The organism is Paraburkholderia dipogonis (assembly GCF_046027395.1).
Classification (GTDB): domain Bacteria; phylum Pseudomonadota; class Gammaproteobacteria; order Burkholderiales; family Burkholderiaceae; genus Paraburkholderia; species Paraburkholderia dipogonis_A.
This window is the reverse complement of the sequence record NZ_JAQQEG010000033.1, coordinates 15,700-32,614: the sequence shown is the minus strand read 5'-3', so window position 1 is coordinate 32,614 and position 16,915 is coordinate 15,700. Positions and strand designations below refer to the sequence as shown.

12 protein-coding genes are annotated in these 16,915 nt (G+C 63.7%); 2 read left to right on the top strand and 10 right to left on the bottom strand.

The genetic code is table 11. The features are described 5' to 3' along the window. Positions 1-24: 24 nt before the first annotated feature. The 7 genes from PQR32_RS29370 to PQR32_RS29340 form a co-directional block, all read right to left on the bottom strand. On the bottom strand, positions 25-1,476 hold the full coding sequence (locus PQR32_RS29370; RefSeq protein WP_408235247.1) for a FecR family protein: 1,452 nt from the start codon (positions 1,474-1,476) through the stop codon (positions 25-27). After that, the gene (locus PQR32_RS29365) at positions 1,473-2,210 is read right to left on the bottom strand and encodes a response regulator transcription factor (RefSeq protein ID WP_408235244.1); all 738 of its coding nucleotides are present in this window, start codon (positions 2,208-2,210) and stop codon (positions 1,473-1,475) included. The genes PQR32_RS29370 and PQR32_RS29365 overlap by 4 nt, the downstream gene beginning before the upstream one ends. Positions 2,211-3,061: 851 nt before the next feature. Then, positions 3,062-3,664, bottom strand: a complete 603-nt coding sequence (locus tag PQR32_RS29360; RefSeq protein ID WP_408235241.1) for a septal ring lytic transglycosylase RlpA family protein — start codon at positions 3,662-3,664, stop codon at positions 3,062-3,064. Between the two features lie 105 nt (positions 3,665-3,769). Then, positions 3,770-4,582, bottom strand: a complete 813-nt coding sequence (locus PQR32_RS29355) for a peptidoglycan DD-metalloendopeptidase family protein (protein ID WP_408235238.1) — start codon at positions 4,580-4,582, stop codon at positions 3,770-3,772. A gap of 388 nt (positions 4,583-4,970) precedes the next feature. After that, on the bottom strand, positions 4,971-6,290 hold the full coding sequence (locus tag PQR32_RS29350; RefSeq protein ID WP_408235235.1) for a DUF1996 domain-containing protein: 1,320 nt from the start codon (positions 6,288-6,290) through the stop codon (positions 4,971-4,973). Positions 6,291-6,658: 368 nt separating this feature from the next. Beyond that, a complete protein-coding gene (locus tag PQR32_RS29345) occupies positions 6,659-10,108 on the bottom strand; it encodes a DEAD/DEAH box helicase (RefSeq protein WP_408235232.1) in 3,450 nt (1,149 codons plus the stop codon). A 124-nt stretch (positions 10,109-10,232) separates the two neighbouring features. Beyond that, a complete protein-coding gene (locus tag PQR32_RS29340; RefSeq protein ID WP_408235229.1) occupies positions 10,233-11,015 on the bottom strand; it encodes a DeoR/GlpR family DNA-binding transcription regulator in 783 nt (260 codons plus the stop codon). Positions 11,016-11,297: 282 nt separating this feature from the next. Here PQR32_RS29340 and PQR32_RS29335 point away from each other — a divergent pair, with 282 nt between their 5' ends. Next, positions 11,298-13,793, top strand: a complete 2,496-nt coding sequence (locus tag PQR32_RS29335; RefSeq protein ID WP_408235226.1) for a GcvT family protein — start codon at positions 11,298-11,300, stop codon at positions 13,791-13,793. A gap of 4 nt (positions 13,794-13,797) precedes the next feature. Here the strand turns inward: PQR32_RS29335 and PQR32_RS29330 are convergent, their stop codons facing one another. From PQR32_RS29330 to PQR32_RS29320, 3 genes are all read right to left on the bottom strand, one after another. Continuing rightward, positions 13,798-14,337, bottom strand: coding sequence for a cytochrome b (locus PQR32_RS29330; protein WP_408235223.1), 540 nt, complete (start codon positions 14,335-14,337; stop codon positions 13,798-13,800). After that, positions 14,334-15,425, bottom strand: a complete 1,092-nt coding sequence (locus PQR32_RS29325) for a catalase family peroxidase (RefSeq protein ID WP_408235220.1) — start codon at positions 15,423-15,425, stop codon at positions 14,334-14,336. The genes PQR32_RS29330 and PQR32_RS29325 overlap by 4 nt, the downstream gene beginning before the upstream one ends. Before the next feature lie 111 nt (positions 15,426-15,536). Beyond that, positions 15,537-15,806, bottom strand: a complete 270-nt coding sequence (locus tag PQR32_RS29320) for a DUF4148 domain-containing protein (RefSeq protein WP_408235217.1) — start codon at positions 15,804-15,806, stop codon at positions 15,537-15,539. Between the two features lie 280 nt (positions 15,807-16,086). Between PQR32_RS29320 and PQR32_RS29315 the strand changes: the two genes are divergently transcribed. Next, the gene (locus tag PQR32_RS29315) at positions 16,087-16,809 is read left to right on the top strand and encodes an anti-sigma factor family protein (protein WP_408235214.1); all 723 of its coding nucleotides are present in this window, start codon (positions 16,087-16,089) and stop codon (positions 16,807-16,809) included. The last annotated feature ends 106 nt before the right edge of the window (positions 16,810-16,915 follow it).

The following is a 16,915-nucleotide window of genomic DNA, read 5'->3' as shown; positions in this document are numbered from 1 at the left end:
CTCAGCCCCGTGAATCTACCAGCGTCAGCGTGCAAGCGTAAACGAGCGCACCGCGCTGCTCTTCTCATAGAAGCGGCCGTTCTCGAACTGCTCGGCGACGATCGTCCAGTAGTAGACGCCGGCCGGCAGATCGCTCACGACCAGTTGGCCGCCCGGCAGATCGGTGCGATCCACGAGCGGATGACGCAGATCGGCCGTGCTCGCCAGCACGAAACGAAAGCGTGTCTCGACCGTGGCGCGGCTGACGAACCAGCGGAATTCATAGTCGCGGCTGCCGGCCCGCTGCGTCGCCGACGCGGCCAGCCCGAGCTGGCGGCGTTCGAACGCGTACACCTGCGGCAAACCTTCGAGCCCATTGCCGTCGATCGCGGCGATGCGTAGGAAATAGGTGCCGTCGGCCAGGTCGCCGAAATCCGCATGCGGCTCGCTCACGCGCTGATCGCGGATCAGATCGAGCTGGTCGGCATCGCGCGCGATTTGTACGCGGTAGGCCACGGCATGATCGGCCGGGACGAAATCGAACGCGACGGTCTTGCCATCCTGCACTCTGGCCGGCTGCGTGAGCGCCGGCGCGGGCAGCAACTCGACCGGTCGGCCGATCGCTCCGCCCGCCCGCGTCACACTGCCGAAGCGCGCCTTCACGAGCTGCGCCGAGGCCCGCAGCGGCACGCCGGGCGGCGCCAAAGCACGGCCGCCGAGCGCGGCCGGGTCGACGCCGACTGCGCCATCCAGCACTTCGACCGCGGTGGTTCGTGCGTCGCCGTCGTAGGCGACCTTGAAGCGCGTCCCGCGCACACCCGCCACGACCGACGGCGAGCGGATCTGGAAGCGGTCGTCCTTTTTTGTCGCGTGCGTAACCTGGCTTTCGACTTCGCCGTTGCGCAGTTGGAGTATGCGATCGCCGGCGCCGGTCAGCGTGGTACGCCGCAGCGTGCCGATATCCAGCAGGCCGTTCTGCCCCACCGTGACATGCGAGCCGTCCGGCAGCTCCAGTGTCACAAAGCCGTTGTCCCCGGTGCGGACGCGGTCGCCTTCGCCGAGCGTCGTACCTTCCGCGAGCGGCACGTAGGGGTTCTTGCCGAACGCGTGCTCGGCCGGTCCGCTGGTCGCGATCACGCGCGCCGATTCCTGTTCCTGTTTGAGCTTGTCGGCGGGCAGAAGCAAGGCGATGCCGGCCGGCATGCGGCGGGGAGCCGGCACATGATTCAGGCGGCTCAGCACGGCCCAATCATTCGGGTCGCGCATATACCGGCCGGCGATGTCGTACAGCGTGTCGCCTTCGTGGGTCAGATACGAAACGTATACCGGTGTGGCGGCTTTCGCGCGCGGCTTCGGCGCGCGCGACGATTGCGCGGACGCCGACACCGGCGCGAAACAGGTCATCGCAAGCAGGCCGGCTGCCGCCAGCCATGCGCCGCTGCGGCGGCCCGGCGAAACCGCGCTGCCGCGCGTTGCCCCATCGACGGAAAACGTCACGCCTCCCCCGCTTCGGGGCGTTCGCCGGCCGCTGCCGGCGGCGCGGACGAATCGATCCGCTCGAGCCGGTAGCCATAACCGTAAATCGGCGTCAGACGATAGCCGTGCTCCGGGCGTAGACCGAGCTTGCTGCGCAACATCGAGACGTGGGTGTCCATGGTGCGCGACGGAATGTCGGTCGCCTGCTTCCAGATCACGTCGAGAATATGCGCGCGCGACAGCGGTCGGCTCAGATGCTGGAACAGCAGGAGCGCGAGTTCGAATTCCTTCTGCGTGACGGCCACCGCTGTGCCGCGCACCACCACGTGCTTGGCGCCCAGATCGAATTCGAATTCGCCGAAGACTTCCTTCGCCGCGGGCGGCTTGAGGTGGTATGCGCGACGCAAGAGTGAGCCGACGCGCGCCAGCAAGACCGCGGCGGACACCGGTTTGACGACATAGTCGTCCGCGCCCGTGTTGAGAATCGACGTGATGTCGGTTTCGCGGCCGCGGCTCGTCATGAACAGCACCGGCAGGCGCTCCGAGAGGCTTTCGCGCACCCAGCGCAGCACCTCTTCGCCCGACATGTCGGGCACATTCCAGTCGAGCACCAGCAGATCGAATGTCTGGCGCCGCAACTGCCGCACCAGTTCGCGGCCCGCACCGTATGCGTGACAGATATGGCCCGCCGCCGACAGCGTTTGGCAAACAAGGTCGGCCTGAGCCGAATCGTCATCCAGGACAGCAATTCTCATAAAACCCCGCAACGCGACATCCTTCGTAACTGGTGGCCGGCTAGCCGGCAGATGACCGGGATGACGGCGTAAGCACCGACGATCCGGCTTCCAATTTCATCTTCGGCTGCACATTTTTCGACTAATGGTCCCTTTGCCTTGCGCCTAGTCCGGTCCTGCCGCCGCCGTCTCGATATTGGGACGGGTGATTGGCTTTATCGCGCCGGGTATCGAAGGGGGCAGGTCATCATAATCGAAAAACGGCCGCTGTTTTCCGGATGCGATTAAGCCGCTATCCGGTCCGGCTATGCGACGCCATTTATTGGTATCGACCGCAAGGGTCGTAGTTCGGGTCGGCTGGTCTCGCTCGCACGGTGATTTGGCCCCGTTCGCCGTTGTCCTTTCAGGCCGCGTCCCGCATTCAGGTCACGGCGATTTGACAATTTGCGAGTCAGTATAGAAACAGTCTCAAAATAAATCGTTTAAAGATTGTTAAATCGCAGGGCTCGCGATCCGGACAAAAAAATGCGGCGTGGCCTCAATCCGGAGGCCGACACCGCTCAAAACATCACACGCTCGCGGGGATCTAGCCGCACGAGTGAACATAAACTAGCCGGTCAGAAAATCGACCTCAAGATGAAAGAACTGCCTTTGTAACTAATAGTAGGTAGTTATTACGTCGGACGTAATCCGCGAGGGATGGAAACGTTGCCCATCTGCGCTGAAATTCGTATGAATTGAAGCGCCCGCAATTGACAACTTACATACGCAGAGGTTTTGTTACAGTCGGGCGCGGTTCCCGGAATATTACGGCGGCCTTTAATCAATCGGCCACATGTTCGAGCTTCCCTCTTTCTTGATCACGATCAGCATCACGCGCCGGCTTCCATACAGCGGCGTGCTGCAGCGACGCGTTCCAGGGTGACCTGCGCATTGCCTGCCGAACCGACGCCGAGTGCCTGTGCGGCGGCATACGATAGATCGATGATCCGTCCACGCACGAACGGACCGCGATCGTTGATGCGAACGATCACCGAGCGCGCGCCGCCGAGCGCTGTCACGCGTACGCAGGCGCCCAGCGGCAAGGTGCGATGCGCCGCCGTGAGCGCGTGCATGTCGTAGCGCTCGCCGCTCGCGGTGCGGCGTCCGTGGAACTGCTTGCCGTACCACGTCGCCATGCCCGTTTGCCGGAAGGTATGGCCGCATGCGCAGGCGGGTGTGGACGATGCGGCATCGTCGTTCACCATTGGATTGCGTGGCGGCTCGTCACTCGCGGCGTCTGATGCGTCGATGATGCCGGTTTGCGCCGCGTGCTGTATTGCACCTTGACCGCTGCGGGCGGCGGCAGCGTCGCCACTCAGCGAATCGCGACCGACGCCTGGCTGCGCGCATCCGGCCAGCGCGAGCAGCGCGCCGAGCAGCAAGACTGTCGACGCGCGCCGGCCCGCGCCAAACCAATGTAGATAGAAATTCATAGGCATCACGTCGCGCGGCGCACTGCATGCGGCAGGCTCCGCGTCGCGTTCGAGTTCAAGTCAATGTCAATGACAGATGAGCGGCGAAGCCGCAAGCGCGCCGCGTTACTGGCGTTTCGGGAGGTACCTGAGCGGATCGACAGGAGTGCCGTCCGCGCGCACCTCGAAGCGCAGCGACGCCTGGCCTTTGTCGTCCGCGCCCATTTCGGCGATCACGTCGCCTGCCTTGACGTCCGTGCCTTCCTTGGCGAGCAACGCGCGGTTGTTGCCGTAAGCGGTCAACACATGCGCGTCGTGCTTGATGATGATCAGCTTGCCGTACGCCGCGATCCGCCCGCCCGCGTAGACAACCCGGCCGCCCGATGCCGCCCGCACCGGTTCGCCGACACGTCCGCCTATCACGATCCCCTTCGTCTTGCCCGACACGAATAGCGCGGTCACGGGGCCGCTCACCGGCCACGCGAGTCGTGCCTTTGTGGACGCAGGCTCGCTCGCACTATCCCCGAAGATCGCGCGCGCTTGCGCGAGTGAGTTCGACGGCGCGCCGGTTGCGGTCGAGGCGCCGACGCCCAGCGGCGGCGCGACGCGCAGCACCTGGCCGACAAGCAGGCCGTCAGCGGGCGACAAGCGGTTCCACTGCGCGATCGCCGAAAGCTCGCGCCCGAACGCTTTGGCGACGCCGATCTGCGTGTCGCCTGGGTTGACGCGGTAGAAGCCGGCAGGGACTTGCGAAGTGGACACAGGCGCAGGCGAAGATGCAGTCACGGGCACGGGCGGCGGTGCGTCATCAACATGGGCCTGACCTGCTGGCGACGCGCTCGGCGCCGGCACCGCACATCCCGCCATCGACGCGGCCAGCGACAACGCAAACAGCATGGAAAAGCCCGATATAACGCATCGGTACAAACAGGTTTTCATCGGGAAGATCCGGGTAAATCGCGTGGGTGGCTAGCCGCGGTTCGCGCGTCCTCCTGGATGGGGTGTAATGGACGGTGATTGCTTAACGAACCGCGTTGACGGACCGCTTCACGGCCGCGTATTCAACGAGTGTCAGGACAAAGCGTTGACGGCACCACCGGGAATAGGACATTCCTTGACGATTTGTCACACTTCAGCACATGAAAGCATCAGATATAGGGATATTTGCGCGCTCACGAATGGGCACAGCATCGCGTAGCGCGACATGCACGCTCGACGTGTCGAGATAATTTCTCTGGATTCCAAAGCATCCGGAACGATGCGCACGATTTGCGCATGAACGATAAGCGAGTCGGCGGCAACTCGCTTCTCCCGATGTCGAAAATTTCTATTTCAGATACAACGCAGGCACTCCAATATTCTTCTCGCGTGAATTGAACTCGACTACCGTACCCGTATTATTTTTGATGCAAATTGCCGTCTCTGGCGCACTAGCCGCAATTTGCTGCTTCACGTAACTGTCCACTCCGTTCAGCCGGAGCTGATCGACGTTATCCAGATAAATCCCGCCGATCGATGTAGACGTGCAGGCGCTTGCATTCGGTGGATTGTTGGCGTCGTCCCAGGAAGTCGTGCCCGCATACAAGTTCAAATACTCGGCTGTCGAGTTCGTTGTGTTGTGGCCTTGGGTCTGCAAATTCGCGCTTGTCCACGGATAGTCAGTCGTATTCGTCGGCGTCGGGAATTTCAGGAAGATGATGTCGCCCGGACCCACGCGCAGCGTCTGATCGCCGTTGTGAGGCGTACCGGCCGAGTCCAGCCATGTATCCGCGATCGCCTTCGAATAGTAGGTGGGAATGTTGTAGCCGCACGCGTTGTCGGTGTTCGAGCAGTTGTCGGTCGCATATTGCAGGCTGTCGGGCTTCCACCCATTGATGAAGTCGGCATGGGCCGTGTACAAGCTGCCCCACTGCGGCGTCAACACACCGTTCACCATGATCGGGTCCATGGACAATTGCGCATCCGTCAGGTCGCCGTTATTGCCCAATGTGTACTGTATGTTCATGTTCAACTGCTGGATTTTCACCGGATATCCCGGCGGGCAAACACCGGCGTTGTTGTAGGCCATATTCTGGACGCCAGCGGAAAAATCCGGCTTGATGTTCACACCATCCCAACAGTCCGGAAACCATACGACGATGTTGAGCTGCGCATTGCCATTGACAACGGGGCAACTGGTTGGCGCGTTTTGCGTATACCCGACGTTAGCGCAGAAGAACGAAATGGGTGCACTGGGACCCGTCCCATGATGGTTGCCTGCCAGCATCTCCAGGCCTTGAGGGATTGCCGTGAGAGGTTGGCTCGCCGAACCATTCTTGTAGTAGGTCTTCTGAAAATCCGGGACCACGATGCCGGTAGCCCGCTTCAATTGCGGTGCCCAATACGCAGATATGTCCGCCGCGCTATTGCAGGTCGTGACCTTGTTGGCTTGCAGCGCGGCCAGCTCGGTATAGGCATCCGTCTTCGTGTTGCCGAAGAAGTCGTGTTGCATCGCGAAGCCGGGGAGTCCGTAACGGACGATTGAATCATCAGGCAGCGTATGGGAATAGGCGCATTGCACACTGAATTGGCCGGCCCATGCCACGTTGGCTCCTGCCATCAGCAGTGACAGCAATACGAAGCGCGTGACCGTGATCATGTTTTTCATCGTTCTTCTCCATTTTTCATGAAATACCGATGCCATTCGACGATCATAGGAATCCTGACTACATGAAAATTTATTATGCGTTTTTCATATTCGATCAGTGATTGCTTCGAGGCCGCGAATTCATTCTAGGACACGCGCAACGCCACTCCAATGGATTCGCCGGTTTTTATTCCGTTACACGGATGAGTCGTATCGCCGCAGTGAGCGTTGAATAAAACATTTAGCTCGCGCAGGCACCCCTGGCCTGCGCGAATAGGATGCTTGGTGTGTACCACGAGGTTCGGCGCGAATGACATGCCTAAATGAAATCGCGACCGGGACGGTCGCGAATGTTTTATCCCGCAGAGCCAACGCTGACGCAACGCGCCTTATCTACCGCCTTCCATCTCAGGCATCGGCGCAAATAGCGCATCAAGATCGTCGTCCGAGAACTTGGCGGCGCCGGCGGCGTCTTCGGAAAGAATGCTGTCGGCGAGCCCAGCCTTCTGCTCCTGCAACTCCACGATCTTTTCTTCGATGCTGCCCGCCGCAATCAGCTTGTAGACGAACACGGGCTTGTCCTGCCCGAGCCGATGCGCGCGATCGGTCGCCTGATTCTCTGCCGCCGGGTTCCACCACGGGTCGTAGTGGATCACCGTGTCGGCGGCGGTCAGGTTCAGGCCGACGCCGCCCGCCTTCAGGCTGATCAGGAACAGCGGCACCTCGCCCTGCTGAAAACGCTCGACCGGCGTGACGCGATCCGTCGTGTCGCCGGTGAGCAGCACATAGGGAATCGCGGCTTCTTCGAGCGCCTCGGCGATCAGCGACAACATGCCGGTGAACTGCGAGAACAGCAACACGCGGCGCCCTTCTTCGATGAGTTCCGGCAGCATCGACAGGAGCAGGTCGAGCTTGGCCGAACGCATGGCGCGCGCGCCCTTCTCGGCCCTGTCCGTCTTGTCGCGCTTATCGCCTGCTTCACCGGCCGCCTTGAGTGTCCTCACGAGCCGCGGATCGCAGCACACCTGGCGCAGCTTCAGCAACGCGTCGAGCACGATGATGTGGCTGCGCGCGAGACCTTGCGCGCTGACGGCGGCGCGCACTTTCTCCTGCATCGCCGTGCGCACGGTTTCGTAGAGATCGCGCTGCGCGCCTTCCAGATCCACCGAGCACATGATCGTGGTCTTGGCCGGCAGCTCCTTGGCGACCTCGTCCTTGCGACGGCGCAGCATGAACGGCCGGATGCGGCGCGCCAGCAACGCGCGGCGCACGCCGTCGCCGTTCTTCTCGATCGGATTGCGCCAGCGTTTGGTGAAGTCTTTCTGGCTGCCGAGAAAGCCCGGCAACAGAAAATCGAACTGCGACCACAGCTCGCCGAGATGATTCTCCAGCGGCGTGCCCGTCAAACACAGCCGATGCGACGCGCGCAGCCCGCGAATCGCCTGCGCGGCTTTGGTGGTTGCGTTCTTCACGTACTGCGCTTCGTCGAGAATTAGCAAGTGGTAGTCATGCTCGGCGAGCACCTTCTGATCGCGCCACAGCAGCGCGTACGTGGTCAGAATCAGTTCGTGTTCGGCGATCTGCTCGAAGCGCTCCTTGCGCTGCGGACCGTTGAGCACCAGCACTTTCAGTTCGGGCGCGAAGCGGCGCGCTTCCTCGCGCCAGTTGTGCACGAGCGTGGTCGGCACAACGATCAGCGCCGGCCGCGTCAGACGCCCCGCTTCTTTTTCCGCGAGGATATGCGCGAGCGTCTGCACGGTCTTGCCCAGACCCATGTCGTCGGCGAGCACGCCGGCGAGGTTCTGCTCGCGCAAAAACTGCATCCAGTTCAGGCCTTGGTGCTGATAGGTCCGCAGTTCGGCCTTCAGGCCGCGCGGCACCGGCACCTCGCGCAGTCCGGGCCCGGCTTGCAGACGCTGCGCGAGTTGCCGGATCGAATCTTCGCCGCGGAATTGCCAACGGCCCGTGCCGTTCAACGCCTCGAGTCGACCGGCGTCGACGGATGCCACACGTAGCGGCGCACCGTCCGCGAGCGAGCCGCCGAGCGCGTCGAACAGATCGACGAGTACGCGCACTACCGGCTTCAGACGGTCGGCGCGCAAGCGCAGACGCTTGCTCTCCTCGGTCTTCAACTCGATCGGCTCGTCGTCGGCGATGGATTCGAGCGCGCCGCTCAGCCAGCGCCGGTCGCGCCGGAACAGGTCGGCGAGCAGCGGTTCGAGCCGCACGTTGCGCTCGCCGATGCGGATGCCCATCTCCAGATCGAACCAGCCGTCGCCGGCCTGATGCGCGGTGCCTTCGATCGCGTCGATCTCGATGACGTTGTAGCGGAACTCCGGCGCCATCGTCACGCGCCAGCCTTTGCTCACGAGGTCCGGCACGGCGTCGTTGACGAACGCGGACCACGCCTCGGCGTCGGGCAGGCCGAGCATGGTGTCGGGCAGCAGGCGCGATGCGTAGACCCGGCTCGTCGGCACCTTCTGCAAACCGGTCTTGCGCAGTTCGAGCAGGCGCTTTTTCTCGGCCTCGTAGCGGCGGCGTATATGAATGACGTCGCCGCCCGGCATCGGCACGAGCGTCACGCTGCTATCCACGTTGATGCTCACGCCGTCGTAATCGAAACTCACGCCGGCCAGTTCGACCGCTCCGGATTGACGCAGTCCCGCCTTGCTCGCCGACGACGGCAGCGCATGACTGTTGAGCGAGAGCACCGGCACGGGCTCGACGTCGATCACGCGAATCGCCGACGCGTCGTGCGTGGGCGGCAGCGGCAACTCGGGCGCGATCTCGCGCAGCACCGAGGCGACCAGCGGCGCTTCGGCGAGCGAGATCGGCGGCATGGCGAGGTAATCGGGCAACTGCTGGAACGGCAGCGACGACTGGACGATGCCCGCCTCATTCGCGACGCCGTCCACGTACCAAACCGGCTCGGTGGGCAAAACCATGCTGGCGCGCGGCTCGGTGCACAACACGGGCCGCAGACGCTCGTCGGCGAGCGGCTCCCATTCGATCCGGCCGGGCCGGTCGGCGCCGCGTGAGAGCGCGGTCGGTCCCGTTTGGCCGGGCGCGGGATTGAAGTCGACGAAGAGCCGCCCCGTCGCGATCAGTTTCTGCAGCATCTCCGCGCCGCTCGTGCCGCGCAGGATGAACTGGCCGAAGTCCTCACGGGAGCGGCCGAGCCACAGGCCGCGCAGGATCGACAGATCTTCGTCGGAGACGAATTTCGGCTGCTTGAGCAGCGCTGTCTCGACATTGCCCCAAGGTTCGTCCACTTCGACAACCGCGCCATCCGGATTGCAGCGCGCGCGGTACAGCACCACCTCGTGGCGCATGTGGAAGTTGGACCAGTTCAGCCGGTAAGCGAGCGTCTGGGTGCGCGGCGCGCTCGCCTTGTGGGCGTCGGCGTCCGCAGCCTCGGCGCGGGCGCGAAAACGTTCGAGCCAGCTGACCAGTTCGGGCCGCACGCCTGACGGCTGTCCCATGTGCGCCATCGGCTTCGGCGGCAGGTCGCGCGCGGTCTCGCCGTCGTCCAGTTCGACATGCGTGATGTGGTCCATCTCGTCGTGGTAGTCGAGCTCGGCGAGCAGCAGCGCGGCGACGTGCTTGCAGTTGCGGCCGACCGGACACGTGCAGTCGCCCTGCGCCCAAGGCGAGCCGCCATCGGTGCGAAACCGCACCCGCGTTTTGTAGGGTATCGGCCGGGTGCCCTGCACGTCGCCGCTGAGCGTGGCGCCGTGCCATTTCACGTTGGCGACAGGGCCGACCGAGCGCGCCTTGGCGACGGTGTGGTCCCCCAGCCATTCGGCAATCCGTTCCCGATCAAAGAAAACTGACGACATCAGCGTCCAATCCTATTCAAGCCGGCTTGGGCAAGCGCGCGGACAGAATCAGCTCGACAGAGCGCGGATGGCGCGGGCCGGTGAATGTCTGTGCGGCATCGATTGCCTGTGGTAACCGGCCATTTTACGCGTTGGACGAAATTGGCTGTGTGCCCACCTGCACATCCACCTTGGCCGCCGCGAACACTTGAGCGAGCGCGGGCGCGGGGGGCTCGTCCGTCACCAGCAAATCGACGGCGTCCGCGCCGAACGCATGCACCAGCGCGCTGTGGCCGAATTTCGCGTGATCCGCCGCGACCACGCGCCGTTCGGCCTGAGCGAAGGCCGCCAGCGAAAACGCGACGTCGGCGGGCAGAGCGTCCATGAAACGTCCCTGCGTGTCGATCGCGGTGACCGAGACGATCGCGTAGCGCACGTGGAACTGGCGCAGGAAAGCCAGCACGCTGTCGCCCACCGCGGCGCAGTCGTCCGGCCGCAACTCGCCGCCCGCGACGAACACCCGGTTGCCATTGCGCGGCGCCAGCACGCGCGCGACCTCGATGGAATTGGTCACCACCGTGAGCCGAGAGCGGACGGCGAGCGCCTGCGCGATATGCAGACACGTCGTGCCGCCCTCCAGGATCAGCGAATCGCCGTCCCGCACCAGTTCGCCGATGCGCGCGCCGATGGCCCGCTTGCCCTCGAGGCTCGCCGTCATGCGCCGCTGGAACGGCGGCTCGTCGAGACGCTCGGGCAGCATGATGCCGCCGTGGACCTTGACCAGCAGGCCGTCGGCGATCAACGGCTTGATATTGCGGCGGATGGTCTCGTCGGACACGTCGAAACGGCCGGCGAGATCGGTGATCGTGCAGGTGCGCTGCTCGCGGACGAGTCGCAGGATTTCGGCTTGGCGCTGGTTGGAGAACATGAGGATTAAGCGGTGACGGTTCACCGGAGTCTAGCAAAAGTCACGATCTGGCGGACTGGATAGCCACACGTTACCAACTAAAACCACATTTTCATGGTGATCGCGGCTGGCTTTCTCCTGTTCTTCTTCTGAAACAAGCCCGCGACGCCAACGACTTTCGTGTAAAACAGGTTCATATGACCGCCGCATGACGCCGTCGCAATCACAACAAGGCTGCACGCTCGTTGCATTTCGTGTCTTTTTGCGGCAACCTAAGCGCATTTCATCCACATATTTCCACACATGTCCACATCCATTCCCACTCACGCTCGCGTCGTCATAGTCGGCGGCGGGATCATCGGCTGCTCGGTCGCCTACCATCTGACGAAGCTGGGTTGGACCGATGTGGTGCTGCTCGAACAGGGCCAACTATCGTGCGGCACGACGTGGCATGCGGCCGGGCTCGTCGGCCAGTTGCGCGCCCAGGAGAGCATGACGAAGCTGATCCGCTACTCGACCGCGCTCTATGCCGAACTCGAAGCCGACACCGGCCTCGCCACCGGCTGGAAGCAATGCGGCTCGCTCTCGGTGGCCCGCACGGCCGAGCGGATGACGCAACTCAAACGCACCGCCGCCGTCGCGCGCGCCTACGGCGTGGCCTGCGACGTGATCAGCCCGCGCGAAGCGGGCGATCTGTGGCCGGTCATGCGCACCGACGACCTGCTCGGCGCCGTCTGGCTGCCCGGCGACGGCAAGGCGAATCCCACCGATCTGACCCAGGCGCTCGCCCGCGGCGCCCGCCAGCGCGGCGCGCGCATCGTCGAGAACACCCGTGTGACGGCGATCCACGCGCGCGCTGCGCAGGACGGCCAGGCGAGCGGCGCGCGCGAAGTCAGCGGCCTCGCGTGGCGCAACAAGGACGGCGAAGAAGGCACGCTCGGCGCGGACATCGTCGTGAATTGCGCGGGTCAGTGGGCCAAGGCCGTCGGGCGCTTGTGCGGCGTGACCGTGCCGCTGCATTCGGCCGAGCACTACTACATCGTCACGGAACGGATTGCCGGCGTGCATCCGGACCTGCCGGTGATGCGCGACCCGGACGGTTTCATCTACTTCAAGGAGGAAGTGGGCGGTCTCGTGATGGGCGGCTTCGAGCCGGATGCGAAGCCTTGGGGCATGAACGGCATCCCGGAGAATTTCGAGTTTCAACTGCTGCCGGACGATTGGGATCAGTTCGAAATCCTGATGGAAAATGCCCTGCAGCGCGTCCCCGCGCTCGAAACGGCTCAGGTGAAGCAGTTCTATAACGGCCCCGAATCGTTCACGCCGGACAACAACTTCATGCTGGGCGAAGCGCCCGAACTGCGACGCTTTTTCGTCGGCGCGGGTTTCAATTCAATGGGGATCGCGTCGGCGGGCGGCGCCGGCATGGCGCTCGCGGAATGGATCGTGGCGGGCGAGCCGACTATGGATCTGTGGCCGGTCGACATTCGCCGCTTCGCGCGCTTCAACGGCAACGACACATGGCTGCACGACCGCGTGAAGGAAACGCTCGGCCTGCATTACGCGATGCCGTGGCCGAATCGCGAACTCGATAGCGCGCGACCGTTTCGCCGTTCGCCGCTGTATTCGCTGCTGCGTGACGAAGGCGCGTGTTTCGGCAGCAAGATGGGCTGGGAGCGCGCCAACTTTTTTGCGCCTTCGCCTGACGAGGCAAAGATCGAGTACGCATTCGGCCAGCAGAACTGGCTGCCCTGGAGCGGCGCCGAACACCGCGCGTGCCGTGAAGGCGTCGCGCTGTTCGACATGACGTCGTTCTCCAAATTTCTTGTCAAGGGACGCGACGCGCAAAGCGTGCTGCAAGGCATCGTCGCCAACGACGTGGATGTGCCGACCGGCACCACGGTATACACCGGCATGCTCAATGAGCGCGGCGGCTACGAATCGGACTTCACACTCACGCGCCTCGCGGACGATCAATACCTGCTCGTCACCGGCACCGCGCAAACCACGCGTGATTTCGACAGCATCGAAAAATTGATTCCGCACGACAGGCACTGCACGCTCGTCGACGTGACCGGCCAATATGCGGTGCTCGCCGTGATGGGCCCGCGTTCGCGCGAACTGCTGCAAAGCGTGTCGAAAGCGCATTGGAGCAACGAAGCATTCGCATTCGGCCAAAGCCGCGAGGTCGATCTCGGCTATGCGACGGTACGGGCCACTCGCCTCACCTACGTCGGCGAACTCGGCTGGGAACTGTACGTGCCGGTGGAATTCGCGGTCGGCGTGTACGAGACGCTGCACGCAGCGGGTCAAGCGTTCGGCCTCGTCAACGCGGGTTACTACGCGATCGACTCCTTGCGCATCGAGAAAGGCTATCGTGCATGGGGCCGCGAACTCACGCCGGATACGAACCCGTTCGAAGCGGGCCTGTCGTTCGCGTGCAAGCTCGACAAGGACATTGCGTTTCGCGGCCGCGACGCGCTGCTGAAATTGCGCGCCGAACCGCTGCGCCGCCGCATGGTCGTGCTGACCGTCGACGGCGCCACGGATCGCATGCTATGGGGCGGCGAAGCGATTCTGCGCGACGGTAAGCCGGTGGGCTTCGTGAGTTCGGCGGCGTTCGGCCACACGCTCGGCTGTCCGGTGGCGATGGGCTATGTGAACAATCCCGACGGCGTAGCGAACACCGCCTATCTGAACAGCGGCAGCTATGCAATCGACGTCGCCGGCGAGCTGCTGCCGGCAACGCTGCATCTGAAGGCGCCTTACGATCCGCGTTCGGAACGCGTGAAGCGCTAAAGAACTAACGCTCGCCGCGCGCCATGCTCGAAAACACGCCGTCGCGTCGGATCAGCCCATGAAACAACGCGGCCGCGAGATGCATCAGCACGGTGGCGAACAAGGCGAACGCGAGCCACGTGTGCAACGCGCGCAGCAACGCGAACAACTCGACGTTATGCGGCGCGATCGGCGGCAAATGCAGCGGGCCATAGAGCGTGACCGGATAACCCGCGGCGGACAGCATCGCCCAGCCGATCAACGGCATTGCCGCCATCAACACATACAGCACCAGATGCGAGGCCTTCGCCGCGAACCGCTGCGGCGTGGGCATGTCGTCGGGCAACGGCGGGCTGCCGCGTGTGATGCGCACGCTCACGCGCAGCACCACCAGCAGCAGCAACGCAATGCCGAGCGGCCTGTGAATCGCGATCAGCGTGTCGTGCGCGCGCGAAACGGTGGCGACCATGCCCACGCCGATGAACAGCATCGCGATGATCAGGGGCGCCATCGTCCAATGCAACAGGCGCGCGAGCGGACTGAAATGGGTGCGCGTCGGCCTCATGAGTGATCTCCGTTTGTCTGGGCTTGGTGAACCGCGGGATGCAAGGCTTCCTCGCGTGTGCGGCGCTTGTATGACAGCGCATAGGCGGCCGAACGCGCGGCCAGCAAAGGATCGTCCGATGGCTTGATGCCGGCCGGCAGGATCGTCGGATCGAAGTTGACGTCGCGGCACGTGCCGTTGGCCTGCGACGTCGTGTGATCGATCACGAGCGTGCCTGCGTCGATATGTTGACGATCGTCGGGCCATTGCAGCGTGGCGTCGCTCGTGGGATCGCCGGGCTTCGCGACGGTCAGGATCAGATGCCAGTGCAGAGGTCCATTTTGCAGGCGCTGATCGAGGTCGGCTTCGAGGAAATTCTTCTCGGCTTTTTCGGCGTCCGTGATCGGCGCGTAGGGCGTCTCGGGCACCATCGCCCAGCGCACCGCGCGCGTATTGCCGGCGCCGTCGGTGAAACGGAATGCGTTGATGCTGTAGTACGCGGCATTCGCCAGACTCGACGATGGCGGATGCGCCTTCACCCACGCCTGAAATGGCTGGGTCTCGGGATTCGCGGCGTAAAACGCCTTGAGTCTGGCGGGGTCCGGTTTGCCGGTCGCCGGATCGGGCTTCGCGGCACTCAGTTGCTGATAGAACTGCTCGGGCGTGTGCACCGCGAAAACGGGCGTCGAATTCATCCCGGTGCGCCACTGCTCGCCGTTTTGCAACTGGAACAACAATGCGAGGCTGCGCACGGGCGAACTGGTATCCGGCGCGGACGGGTTGCCGCCGGGCACCGCGAAGCGGCCCGTGACCGGCGTGCGGCCGGGCGCGAACACCGCCGCGCTGGACAGCGCCGCGCCATCGCCGTTACTGTCGAAATAGCCCTCGATACACAGGCCCTTGGCATGATTGCGCCGATAACCGGGATGCGGCTGGCCGGCCACGGCTTCGAATGTGTCGATGAAACGCGCTGCGCTCAGACGCGCCGGCGTCAGCCAGCCTGCCGTGTAGGCGAAGCCGCCGGCGAGCACCAGCACGGCTGCGCCGATCGCGGCGAGTCGGCAAGGCACGCAGACAGGCCCCGGATTGGGAACGGATGGTTTTGCCACGGAAACTCCTCTTTCGGATAGATGCGCTTACCGGGCTAACACGCGATGCAGCGATCTATTCCATTCGATCTCCGGCGCGCCCGTTCCAGTTGCGCGCCGGGTATCGGCACTTCAATTGACGCTGCCTGCCTGCGCGTCCTGGCTCGCAACACGGTTAGCGGCCGCCGCTTCTTTGGCGAGCGCTTCCTTATGCTGGGCGACCTGCTGCGCGAACACCGGGCTCACGTCGGGATACGATGCATCGGTGACGTAATTCAGGCCGTTCTGCTCGGCCTGGATCAATTCCTGGTACACCTCAGCACGCGTCTTGCCTTGCGCGAAAGCGCTCGACGAGGCGGCGAGAACGGCAACGGACAATGCGGCAAAAACGATCTTCTTCATGATGAACTCCAGTGAGTTTTGTGCGGGTTTGCATGAAGGAGAACCACAGGTCCGCGGCTTTTATTCCTGCCTCGAAGCGTCAGAAAAAACATATCCGGAAGCGGGAATAAACCGGCGCGCAATCGGGTTAGCTCGCGCTTCGGCGGCGCGGTGAGGGCTGCATGAAAGTGCGCTTGCGCCAGCCCTGCGGCGTTGAAATTGGCGTGCGAACATATGGAATAAACTTGGGTGTGTGCGTGTTCGCCCCTTCGCTAGCCGAACTCCCACGCACGCCGACATCATGACCACTGACGCCCCTTCCGATTCGCCGCTTTCCGAAGCGGACATTCAGGCCTACGCCGACGGCACGCTGACGCCGGAGCGCGCGGCATTCCTGCGGGACTATCTGGGCAAGGATCCGGCGGAGGCGCGCCGGGTGGCGTTTTACGGCAGGCTGAACGCGCAGATTCAGCAGGCTTTTCAAACAACTGACGAACCCGTGCCGGGCCGCGTCAAAGGGTGGCGCCGCGTGTTCGAGCGCATCAACACGGGAAAACGCACCCGCAAGGTGGTCAACACGCTGGCGGCGCTCGCGCTGACGCTGGCCGTGGCAAGCGGCTGGCTCGCCGCGACCCAGGTGTCCGCCCAGGCGCTGAATAACGCCGCGGTGATGGCACTGGCCGAAAGCGCCGCCGGGCAAGTTTCCGCTGCGTCGCCGACGCGCGTCGATCCGTCCGCGCCGAATCTTTCGGCAATCGGGTTGCGGCTCGTGGACCAAAGAGTGGTGGCGCTGGGTCCGCTTCAGCGGGTCAGCGAATTCATCTATCTGAACGGCGACAACCAACCGGTGGTGCTGCTGTCGGCTCTGGCGCTATTCGCGCCGGCGCAGACGCAGTGGTCCGCGAGACGCATCGGCGAGATTCGGCTGTTGTTGTGGACCGCGCAGCGGCAGCGTTTCGTGGTCGCCGGCGACGCCCGCACGCACGGCCTGATGCGCGCCGCCGACGCGATGACCATGCGATGACCGCCACACGTATTTCACGATCTCAGACACCACGGCGGAATAAAGTGCGCGCACGTGTGTTCGCATCTCAAATGCGTGTTTTCGCTCGGCAGGAGAACACCTTCTT